This is a genomic window from Moorena bouillonii PNG, from assembly GCF_001942495.1.
In the GTDB taxonomy this organism is placed as follows: Bacteria; Cyanobacteriota; Cyanobacteriia; order Cyanobacteriales; family Coleofasciculaceae; genus Moorena; species Moorena bouillonii.
The window spans coordinates 4,075,852-4,085,783 of sequence record NZ_MKZS01000001.1; the positions used below are offsets into that span (position 1 = coordinate 4,075,852).

Genomic DNA, 9,932 nt, shown 5'->3' on the forward strand with positions numbered 1-9,932 from the left:
AGGTACAGCATTCTTTGACGTTGATTCCCTTTTAGGTGCGCTTGACCTATTAAGAATTAAATTCGCTTGATTGTCGCACCTCTTAATGCAGCGCATCGCTATTCTATATTCTCTATTCCCCTCTTGGGAGGGGTTAGGGGTGGGTTCCTGTTCCCTGTTCCCAGATCCGCTGTTCCCTAAAATCTAGAAATTGTTTACCTCACAAGTCGTAAAATTGCTATATCCATTTAACCTCTATTTTGTCAAGTATTATTTATAACAATAGGGACTATTAACCTGGGTATTATAGAAAATAATTTGATTTAAACGCTTTGCAAAAAAAGACTATGATTTGGTCAGCAGTGCCCATACCAGCAGTTTGCCCTGAGCGCCAAACTTGTCTATGAAGATTTTTGATATAGCAATCGTAAATCAGTTGTAAAATCTTAAAAATCTGAAATCTTTGCAGGGCTTGGGTTAGAGCATAGGTTCGGCTACTATAGCGTTTCTAGGACTCATGAGGTACACAAGATTGTTTCACTCTTGACTCTTGGCTCTTTCCTAATCCCTGCTCCCTGCTCCCTGCTCCCTGCTCCCTAAAACCTAGATATTTGTACCTCACCAGTTATATAATTGCTATATATTTGACAAATCAGATCGGATTTCTATAGAATCGCTTCATGGAATTTACATAAATCCTCGTAATATGGTATTACTAGGGTTGATTAGTATGGCTTGCTCTGAACCTTCCAATAGAAGGTTAACGGTTACCATATTTTTATAAAATTACTTTAAAATTAAGGATATTTTTTGACATGAGTACTTAGAAAACACAATTGATCGACATTCGCTTAACCGAACAGCAAGCCTACTGGCAAAAGCGACTAAGTGGCGAACTACCTGTTTTACAATAATTTTTAAGTGAGCCGCAATTGCCAGTTGATACAGTTATCATATCCAGGGAAGCTTTCCAACTAGAGCAACAGCTCTATATAGAGCGAACTAAATTTTGTAGCTGTGAAAATATCACTCTATTTACCGCGATTATAGCTATATTTAAAATTATTTTACTGCGTTAGACGGGGCAGAAAGATATCATTGTTGGTTCTCTATCTACAAATTCTGGGGCATTTCCAGACTTTGCTTGAGGGCGTCGTTGCTAATCCAGACCAGTGTATCTCCACTTTACCACTTTTGAGTGCAGCTCAAGAGCAGCAGCTACTGGTGAAGTGGAATGATACCCAGGTAGAAGACCCTCTGGATAAATGTATCCATCAACTATTTGAGGAGCAGGTAGAGAAAACCCCAGAGGTGGTAGCAGCAGTTTTTGAAGGAGAGCAGCTAACCTATTGGGAGCTAAACCAACGAGCTAATCAACTGGCTCACTATCTGGGCTCGCTGGGGGTAGGAGCAGATACGCTAGTGGGTATTTGTGTGGAGCGGTCTCTGGAGATGCTCGTGGGATTGCTGGGTATTCTCAAAGCTGGTGGCGCTTATGTGCCCTTAGATCCAACCTATCCCCAAGAACGTTTAGCTTTCATGTTATCCGATGCTCAAGTGTCGCTGCTGGTAACTCAAGAAAAATTGGTGACTCAATTGCCACAGCATGGGGCAGATGTGGTTAGCTTGGATAGAGATTGGACGGTAATCTCCAGCCAAAGTGAAGAAAATCAAAATCCCGTTAGCGATGCCACAGCCGAAAACTTGGCTTATGCGATCTACACATCCGGTTCCACAGGCAAGCCTAAAGGGGTGCTGGTAACTCATCAAAACCTAGTTCACTCAACTCAGGCTCGTATTGAGTATTACTCCGAACCCCTAACTAGTTATCTGTTGTTGTCTTCCGATACTTTTTAGCTACCAAAATCTACAAAACGAAGAGCTTGGCTCACGCTTTGCAAGCTGGCATTTGCAGCCAGGGGGTATCTCCCAAGGCTAAACCCAGACTACGCCCGGCTTAGCGCATAAATGAAACTCCACTCTGGACAATTAACGTAACTACCAAAACCTTGGTTATCGGCTTTAATTTAAGTTACAAAGTATCTTTAATGGAATTAAATCTATGCTTAAAGTCTAACTCATCTTTGTAGATATTGCAATGTTTTTGTAGAAAATAACCAACAGCAGCTAGCCTTCGCTTTTGATAGTTCAGTAGCAGGTATCTTTTGGACTTTGTGTGAAGGGGGAACCCTAGTACTCTCATAAGGGTAGGTTTTTTACAAAGACCTCAGGTGTGGGGTGTGGGGTGACCGGGTGTGGGGTGTGGGGGATAAGACAATATACTTAATTTGTCGTTAACAATCATCATTGTCTTGATGCAAAGCGCGAGTGGGGGAAACCACGAACCTATCCCACTATTATACCTGATAGAGTGAAAATTCAGTGATAACGAAAACTTGAACCGGTAAATGCCAGGAAGATTTGAAGGATTAAGTGACTATGAATGGGAACTGTTTAAAAATCTCGAGCCGACGTGAACCACAAAAGCGAGGTAGAGGTATGCCCCATGTGCCATTCCGTTACGTGTTAAACACATTGCTGTACATTTTAATCACAGGATGTCGCTGGTGTGATGTACCAACAGGACAACAGTGGGCATCAAAAAGTTCAGCACATCGATGGTTGAAACGATGGCTTGAAAATGGAACTCTCGAAAAAATACAAGATAGAGTGTTAGCGTACGCGCACAACCAAGGTCTAATTAACTGGGATTATGGAGCCGTAGACGGCTCTTTTTCCCCCTGGCAAGGGAGGAGGTGAAGGAGTAGCCTATGGATATTTTGGCAAGGGAGTGCTGATACACACCATCACAGAGGGTAATGGCATGCCTTAGGCCAATTGCACCACACCAGCCAATGGAAGTGAAAGGGAACAGGTGATACCGTTACTCGATAGCATCAGGGTTCTTACGGGCAAACGGGGGCGTCCGAAGAAAAGATTCCGAGTGTTAGCAGCAGACAAGGGTTACGACTGTAAGCAGAAACGTTCACTACTGAGAAAAAGAGGTATTAGACCACAGTTGCCAAAAAGAGTTTACCAGTCATTGAAGCATCGAGGTAGACCCATAAAAGAGGACACCCCACGGTATCAACTTTAACGTTGCTTTGCTTGGTATCAAAGAAAATATCGACGTAGGGTTGTTCGTTGGGAACGCGGCTTGTGTTGTGTTCGATGCTTTTCTTACCTTAGCCACCATTCATATGTGGATTACTAAAATTCTATTAGTGGGATAGGTTCTACTGATTTGATCTAGTCAAAAGAGGCATTTACTTCTATTGTGCTTCCATCCTGCCATCGCTGTTAGATCAAAAGCATACATACCAGGGTACAGAGCAATGTCTATTCCACAAATCAGCCAGGAAATTATTCGTTCTTATGCCAGTAGTAAATCTTGGCAAAGAGGACAAGCTTATTATCACGATGGCCATGTGAGAAGAGTAGTTCAACGGGGGAAATTAATTACAGCAGAAGTTGAAGGTAGTGATATTCGCCCTTATCAAGAGGTGCGACCCGTGGCGAATTTAATTCGCCAACGGAAAGCGCACCTATTAATATTGGTTTTGAAGAAGATGAATTAGACACCGGTTATTGTAGTTGTCCTTACGATCATGGAGGATACTGCAAACATATTGTAGCAACATTATTAGTATGCTTGCACCAACCAGAGCTAATTGAACAGCGTCCTAGTTTAGAGGAAATTTTAGACCGCCTTAATCAGGTTCAAACACAAACTTTAATTCAAGATTTAGTAGCCAATAACCCTCAATTAATAGATGATATTGAGTATTATGCTGACCAGGTTGCGCCCCTATATGTGATTACATCATCCCCAGAAACCCTCCCCCAACGGCAAATTACTGTAGATGCTCATAGGATTAAAGCGAAAGTTAGATATAGTCTCAGAGATACAGTGCGTTATATTGAAGAGGGTTGGGACGAAGAGATCGGTACAGAAGAGATTTCCAGTTTAATTGAAGATGCTCAAATGTATACTCAACGGGGAGATACCTGGAATGCGTTCGCGTAGCGTGGCCGAAAGGCCATCGCTATGCTAACTGCTATTACCGAGTCTTGCATCGAAAACTGGGATTTAGTAGATGAGTATGGTATCGACAATGATGAGATTGCTTGTGAATTAAATACTGTTTGGTGCGAAACAATTCTCAATACCGATATAGCTAAAGCGGAAAAAGTAGACTTAGATGTAAATTTTGAATTTTGGCAAAACGAGTGGGGTAGCTGTTTTGACATGGCCAGAGCTGCTTTACAGCAAGGTTGGGACTATCCACCATTACAACAGATACTTGAAGGAAATATTAATTAAACTAGTTTATGGGAAGGATTTCCACCAGATTACGCTGAGGATTTAGCCTTAATTAGACTACAAATTTTAGAACGACAACAACGCCACGAAGAATATCTCTATTTAGCTCAAGCAACAGGGCTTTTAACCAAGTATTTGATCATGTTAGTTCGTTTAGAACGGCTTGACCTCGCCATGGAAGCTGCACGGTCACAAATGACTACAATGGAACAAGCGTTAGCCCTTGCTACTGTCTTAGTTGACGAACAAAATGCTCAAATAGAGGCTTTATAAATTGCTGATATTGGCTTAAGCTTACCTGGCAGTTGTCAATATAGGCTAAGTATTTTTACAAGTGAAATTGCCTTAGAAGTAGGGGATGATGTTTTAGCAACAAAAGCCAAAGTTGCAGCCTTTAAAACACAACCAAATTTTGCAGATTATCGTAAAATAGAAAAATTAGCAGGAGATACTTGGTCAACGATTAAGGAAGAATTACTAGAAGCTTTAGCAACTTATGATAGCTGGGGTGAAGAAAAAGTAAAAGTTGATATTTACCTCTATGAAAAATTAGTTGATCAAGCCATCGCTACTCTATATAATAGTTATTATCATTCCCATGAAATAACTCAAAGGGTTATGGATGCAGCCATAGAAATCAATCCTGATTGGGTAATTCGTAATGCTTGTCGTCGCGCCGAGTCAATTATGGATGCAGGGAAAGCAAAATACTATGATGAAGCAGTAGAATGGCTGAAAAAAGCCCGTGATGCTTATCTTGCTTCGGATAAAGAACAAGAATGGTCAGATTATCGTAATAAATTAATCACTATTCATGGCCGAAAGCGCAAACTAATGGGCTTAATTAAATCAGAAATTTAACTTAATTATTAACTTAATTAACAATTGCATTTTCAATTTAGCAACGCCAAAAATACTTTTCCCGCTACTGGGCTACTGGGCTAAGCTGACTTGCAACTCCAAACAATTCCGACCATTGACCTGTAAGTTATACTCTACCCGATCCATTAGTCGATGGATAATCAGCCAGCCATAGCCATTTTCCTGTAAATCACCTGGATCCGGTGCTTCATAAAAGGATGGGTCAAATCCTTGACCATAGTCCCAAATCTCCAGAGCAATATCCCGTTCTTTGAGTTCTAGGCGAATCAAGACCGGTAAATTGGGTTGATCCCGATGAGCATGACGAACTACGTTAGAGTAAGCTTCCACTAACACCAATCGCAAACGATTGGATAGACTAGGCCAATCAACACGATTTCCGAGTTCAACCTGCAAAATCCCTAGAAACCAGTTTTCGACAATGCTCAAAAACTTCAGGTCACTCGGTATCTGTAGTTCTGTTTTCATCCACTACAATATCTCCAGAGATACTAGGGTTTGGTCGTCTTCCTGAATCGGATTGGTACGCTCTCGAATCCGAGCTAAGAAATTACTAAGGTCAAACGGAGCAGGTTCCTGAAGCAGAAGCTGCCAAAGACCGGATGACTCAAGCCTAGAACTGGTGCTGGTTGACCCATCGGATGAAGAACCTGTCACTGGATTCACTGGATTCAGGGTTGCTTCGGTAATTCCATCACTTGTTAGTAGCAGGATGCTACCTGAATTTAATCTTAAATGTCCTGATTCCGCCTGCCAAATTGGCAAAATTCCTAAGGGAATACCCCTAACCTCTAGGTAAGTCGGCTCTGGAGTTTTTGATTCTGAGTGTTGTTGGACTACTTGCTGATCAGACCAAACCATAGGATAGGTATGACCAGCATTAGCGTAAACCAACTGTTGCTTGTCAGGGGTATAACGAGCCAAGACCAGGGTAATAAAACAGTTGGTATGATAGAGGTCATCTGACATGATGTGGTTAAGATTTTGGATCACTGTTTTTGGGTCTGGGGATGTTTCTTGAGCAAGTTCCCGTCGTAACATCGACATGGCACTGGTCATAAATAAGGCAGCAGGTACGCCTTTACCGGACACATCTCCAACTGCTAGCCATATATCTCCTTGGGGATGAACATAGACTTCAAAAAAATCCCCACCAACCTGTCGCGCTGGGGTGCAGTGAGCTTGCACTCTCACCTGTTCCATCTCTGGCCAACTCTGACGCAGCAAATTATTCTGAATCTGGCGAGCTACATCTAGTTCATCCCGCATCTGCTGAGCCTGTAACTGGGTGCGTTGCAGTAGTTTTGCCTGAGAAATCGCTAACGCTGCTTGTTTAGCAACGGCTTCTATCAGCTGGATATCTTCTGTATTCCAAGACCCCTCACTCTTTTGCTGGTAGAGACACAACACCCCTAAGATCTGTTGTTGGTCCGGTAGGGGAACGATCAAATGCACCGAATTATGACCATCCCTTGTTTCTTGACACAACTTAGTCTCGGGTTTCTCTAATACCTGTTGTATCATCAAATCAGCATTAGGGATATGAGGTGTATTGCCATCCCCAGAAACCTTGTAGGTGAAACATTCTGGTGTGAGTTGGTTGAACTCTACCGGTCGCAGGATACAAGCGGTAGCATCAAAGGCTTGACCCATGGTGGTCACTACCTTTTGCAGTAGATTACTATAATCTAGGGATTCTCGAATTGCCGTTGTCACCATATTGAACAATTCTTCCCGTCGTAAGGCCCGAGAAAGTTCCCTGGTTCTTTTTTTTAGCACTTGGTAAGTTTCAGCAGCTTGTCGCACCACTGCTTTTAGTTCCTCACCCTGCCAAGGCTTTGTGATGTACTTATAGACCTGACCTGAGTTAATTGCTGCCACCAAATCTTCTATATCTGTGTAGGCAGTCAACAGGATGCGAATTGTATCTGGAAAACGCTCTACTGTCCTGCTCAAGAATTCTGTGCCATTCATTCCCCCTAGGCGCTGATCTGAGATAATAATCGCCATCTCTCCTTCGGTGTCCAAAATATCTAAAGCGGTTATGGCATCATTAGCTCTGAAGACGTGAAATTTTCGGCGGAAGGTTCTGTAAAGTAGATCTAAGTTGTCAGACTCATCGTCTACTACCATCAATTTGAGTTTTTCTTGATTTCCCTGACTCATCACTAATTTTGCGTGGGTTTGGGGAAAACCGAAAACCCCTGTGATTTTAGGCATGGGCAAGAGGCTTTCCCTTTTGAGTTTATCTTGGAGTTTCTGTATGTCCCTAGAGTCCACTGTTGGCGAAGTCGCCATTAAGCAAAACCTCGAACAGTTTCTCCTAGTGCTGTCGGTGTCTTTGAGTGTGGCAACCTTATCTCGGATCTTTTCCTGGTTCCGTAAAATTCCTTACACCCTATTACTGGTAATTGTCGGGTTAGCCTTGGCCTTTGTGGATGTCCGACTGGTTAACTTATCACCAGAACTGATTCTGGAAATTTTTCTACCCCCCCTACTCTTTGAAGCCGCTTGGAATATCCGCTGGCGCGACTTACGACGGGATTTGGTCCCCGTGAGTCTATTTGCGATCGCTGGGGTAATTATTTCCGTAGTTGGCATTGCCTTTGCCATCAATCAGCTGACAGGACTACCCCTGACCATTGCTTTATTGGTTGGAGCCAGTCTTTCTGCCACTGACCCAGTTTCGGTTATTGCCCTATTTCGGGAATTGGGTGCGGATAAACGGCTGAAAACTCTGATGGAGGGGGAAAGCCTATTTAATGATGGGGTAGCAGTGGTTGCTTTTAGTTTATTAGTCGGACTACCCCTAGGACTAGAAGAATTTTCCATTGCCACTAGTGTTGCCCGTTTCTTAGGGTTTGTGGGGATTGGGATTGGCATCGGTTGCATCATTGGTTTTGGAATTTCCTACGCCACCCAACGCTTTGATTTACCCCTGGTGGAGCAATCCCTGACCTTGGTTTCTGCTTATGGCACTTATTTAATTGTGGAGGAACTAGGGGGATCCGGTGTGATTGGGGTAGTCACCGTTGGGGTGATCTTGGGCAATTTTGGCTCCCGCATTGGTATGAACCCCCGTACCCGGTTGATTGTCTCTGAGTTTTGGGACTTTTTAGCCTTTTTTGTGAACTCGATTGTCTTTCTACTGATTGGTGACCAAATTAAAATAGCTAGTTTAGGGCAAAATATCAAATTAATTGCGGTTACTATCTTGGCTGTACTACTCACCAGAGCGATCGCAATTTATGGTTTGGGCGCATTCAGCAATATCTTGGTCAACTCTCAAATTGGTTGGCGGGAACAAACCGTCCTATGGTGGGGTGGCTTGCGAGGTTCGGTTTCCATTGCTCTGGCCTTAAGTGTGCCAGTTGTGTTAGAAGGACGACAAGATATTATCGAAACTGTGTTTGGCGTGGTACTGTTTACCCTGCTAGTCCAGGGGTTAACCACTCGATGGTTTCTCGAAAAGTTAAATTTAATTGGTGACCAACCCCTACGTCAGCAATATTCGGAAGTTCTTGCCCGTCGCATCGCCCTGAATCGGGTCAGAAATTATCTTGAGGAGGGCTTAAAGACTACAGAAATCGATTCCGACCTGTGGCGCTATCAAACCAAACTTATCGATACCCAACTGACAACCATTAACAATGAAATTAAGGAGTTACGGAGTAACCACCCTGAACTCGAAACTCTTGAGCTTGAGCAACTTCAAGAAACCATGTTAGATATTGAAGCTGATACCTACGCCGAATTTATTCGTTCTGGACGGCTCAATGAAAACCTTTCACCGATTATGCAGCAGGTACTGATTGAGGCAGATCAGAAAACCATTGATATTGAGGGTGTGAGCTAATTGTGGAATGATTAAAGGTAATTTAGAACAGTTTGGGGCGAGAGGGTCGCTAATTGGCAATTTAATTGAAGGCTTGCTGGCTCTAAGTACAGTAATTGTTTTTGTGTTTAGCACCTGGCCTGTGGTAATGGGAATTTAGCAACTTGTTGAGGGAATAGGGAACAGGGAACAGGGAATAGGGAATAGGGAATAGGGAACAGATAGACTTTTGGCAGCTTTACAAAAGTTAACACAGTTTCGTTTATTTATGTCCAGGTACTTATACTTTATTAACTCTTGCCTGTTGCCTGTTCCCTCTTGGCCTTGGGTAGTATGTTAACAACTCAAATACAAACGCTATATACTGTTCCCTGTTCCCCGTTCCCTGTTCCCTTTTTAAGTCAAATACAAACGCTATATACTGTTCCCTGTTCCCTGTTCCCTTTTTAAATCAATTTTTTTTCAACCCAAGAAATGTAAAGATGATCGAGCATATTGTTTTGTTCAAGTGGAAAGAAGACGCTTCAGCGGATGCGATCGCATTAGCTATGAATGGACTCCTGGCTATGAAAGACCAAATTCCTGAGATTCTAGAACTGTCCTGTGGAGAGAACTTTTCGCAGAGGTCTCAGGGATTTCAGCATGGTTTGAGAGTGCAACTTCTCGATTGCGACGCTTTGAGTACCTATGCGGATCACCCAGTCCACCAGGAAGTAATCGAGAAGTATATCAAACCGATCCTAGGAGACATCATCGCAGTGGATTACGAAGTTTAGTAGCCTCCAAGATAGAGCACAGGAACTGAGGGGGTGTGGGGTGTGGGTGTGGGGTGTGGGTGTGGGGTGTGGGGTGTGGGTAGCTGTACACATAAATCCAGAAGCGATGCAGCAAGGGAACAGGGGAAATCCCCAT

General features: G+C 43.1%; 12 protein-coding genes and 2 pseudogenes. 11 read left to right on the forward strand and 3 right to left on the reverse strand.

Features of this window, described 5'->3' with window-relative positions; translation table 11 throughout:
- Positions 1 to 1,095: 1,095 nt before the first annotated feature.
- The 9 genes and pseudogenes from BJP37_RS16760 to BJP37_RS41165 form a co-directional block, all read left to right on the forward strand.
- A pseudogene (locus BJP37_RS16760) lies at positions 1,096 to 1,791 on the forward strand (AMP-binding protein); the annotation flags it as partial.
- 687 nt (positions 1,792 to 2,478) lie between these two features.
- Positions 2,479 to 2,739 (forward strand): transposase, encoded by a 261-nt coding sequence (locus BJP37_RS44595; protein ID WP_198954076.1) that lies wholly within the window; start codon positions 2,479 to 2,481, stop codon positions 2,737 to 2,739.
- Positions 2,740 to 2,854: 115 nt separating this feature from the next.
- Positions 2,855 to 3,076, forward strand: a complete 222-nt coding sequence (locus BJP37_RS44600) for a hypothetical protein (RefSeq protein WP_366510746.1) — start codon at positions 2,855 to 2,857, stop codon at positions 3,074 to 3,076.
- 238 nt (positions 3,077 to 3,314) lie between these two features.
- The gene (locus tag BJP37_RS41150) at positions 3,315 to 3,557 is read left to right on the forward strand and encodes an SWIM zinc finger family protein (protein WP_198954077.1); all 243 of its coding nucleotides are present in this window, start codon (positions 3,315 to 3,317) and stop codon (positions 3,555 to 3,557) included.
- Positions 3,533 to 3,595 (forward strand): annotated as a pseudogene (locus BJP37_RS44605) (hypothetical protein); the annotation flags it as partial. The gene BJP37_RS41150 and the pseudogene BJP37_RS44605, both read left to right, overlap by 25 nt.
- A 36-nt stretch (positions 3,596 to 3,631) precedes the next feature.
- On the forward strand, positions 3,632 to 4,006 hold the full coding sequence (locus BJP37_RS41155) for a hypothetical protein (RefSeq protein WP_229415339.1): 375 nt from the start codon (positions 3,632 to 3,634) through the stop codon (positions 4,004 to 4,006).
- A gap of 21 nt (positions 4,007 to 4,027) precedes the next feature.
- Positions 4,028 to 4,303: a hypothetical protein gene (locus tag BJP37_RS41160; protein WP_198954078.1), complete on the forward strand. Its 276-nt coding sequence runs from the start codon at positions 4,028 to 4,030 to the stop codon at positions 4,301 to 4,303.
- A 141-nt stretch (positions 4,304 to 4,444) separates the two neighbouring features.
- The gene (locus BJP37_RS43595; protein WP_269087010.1) at positions 4,445 to 4,576 is read left to right on the forward strand and encodes a hypothetical protein; all 132 of its coding nucleotides are present in this window, start codon (positions 4,445 to 4,447) and stop codon (positions 4,574 to 4,576) included.
- Positions 4,577 to 4,921: 345 nt separating this feature from the next.
- The gene (locus tag BJP37_RS41165) at positions 4,922 to 5,164 is read left to right on the forward strand and encodes a hypothetical protein (protein ID WP_198954079.1); all 243 of its coding nucleotides are present in this window, start codon (positions 4,922 to 4,924) and stop codon (positions 5,162 to 5,164) included.
- 72 nt (positions 5,165 to 5,236) lie between these two features.
- Here the strand turns inward: BJP37_RS41165 and BJP37_RS16780 are convergent, their stop codons facing one another.
- Entirely contained in the window at positions 5,237 to 5,653 is a 417-nt protein-coding gene (locus BJP37_RS16780) for an ATP-binding protein (protein WP_075900440.1), read from the reverse strand.
- A gap of 3 nt (positions 5,654 to 5,656) precedes the next feature.
- Positions 5,657 to 7,351 carry a SpoIIE family protein phosphatase gene (locus BJP37_RS16785; protein ID WP_075906166.1) on the reverse strand — a complete coding sequence of 565 codons (1,695 nt, stop codon included), beginning with the start codon at positions 7,349 to 7,351 and terminating at the stop codon, positions 5,657 to 5,659.
- 97 nt (positions 7,352 to 7,448) lie between these two features.
- Between BJP37_RS16785 and BJP37_RS16790 the strand changes: the two genes are divergently transcribed.
- A complete protein-coding gene (locus BJP37_RS16790; RefSeq protein ID WP_075900442.1) occupies positions 7,449 to 9,041 on the forward strand; it encodes a Na+/H+ antiporter in 1,593 nt (530 codons plus the stop codon).
- 107 nt (positions 9,042 to 9,148) lie between these two features.
- Here BJP37_RS16790 and BJP37_RS43600 read toward each other — a convergent pair whose 3' ends face one another.
- Entirely contained in the window at positions 9,149 to 9,274 is a 126-nt protein-coding gene (locus BJP37_RS43600; protein WP_269087011.1) for a hypothetical protein, read from the reverse strand.
- Positions 9,275 to 9,502: 228 nt separating this feature from the next.
- On the opposite strand from BJP37_RS43600, the gene BJP37_RS16795 reads away from it, so the two are divergent.
- A complete protein-coding gene (locus tag BJP37_RS16795) occupies positions 9,503 to 9,796 on the forward strand; it encodes a Dabb family protein (RefSeq protein ID WP_075900444.1) in 294 nt (97 codons plus the stop codon).
- Positions 9,797 to 9,932 lie beyond the last annotated feature (136 nt).